Origin of the sequence: Halorubrum sp. Atlit-26R (assembly GCF_003666015.1) — an archaeon.
GTDB lineage: Archaea > Halobacteriota > Halobacteria > Halobacteriales > Haloferacaceae > Halorubrum.
The window spans coordinates 1-455 of sequence record NZ_QPLT01000504.1 but is presented as its reverse complement, the minus strand read 5'-3'; the positions used below and the strand labels follow the sequence as shown (position 1 = coordinate 455).

Sequence of the window (455 nt, the reverse complement as noted above, 5' to 3'; positions counted from 1 at the left end):
CTCGGCGCCGCCCGGGTGCCCCTGCGGGTTCTCGATGCCGACGAGCTCGCCCCCGGTCGGGGACGAGTACAGCGCGAGCAGGAGCTCGTTGACGACGTAGTAGCGCACCCGCTCCGCGGTCGTTCCGTCCGGGTTCTCCTCGGCCACGTCCGCGCCGAGCTCGCGGAGCAGCGCGTCGCGGTCCGCGGCGGACAGCTCCGCGACCGGCGCGTCGTACCACGAGCGGGCCGCCGACTCCACCTCGGCGACCGCGCTCCGGATCCCCTCGCCGTGGGCGGACCCGTCGAGGCGCCCGTCGAGGAACGCCTCGACGAACGCGTCGATCCCGGAGACCGCTTCGGGGTACAGCGGCTCCGCGACCGCCGTCATCGCCGTTCGGACCGCCTCGTCGCCGGGAGCCCCCTCGCCGTCCCACGTGGGCGGCCCTCCCTCGGATCCCCCGCCGTCGTCGGTCG

General features: G+C 76.0%; 1 protein-coding gene. It reads right to left on the bottom strand.

Features of this window, described 5'->3' with window-relative positions:
- On the bottom strand, window positions 1–455 hold a 455-nt coding region (locus tag DVK07_RS21670), incomplete at both ends, for a gluconate 2-dehydrogenase subunit 3 family protein (protein WP_121598629.1).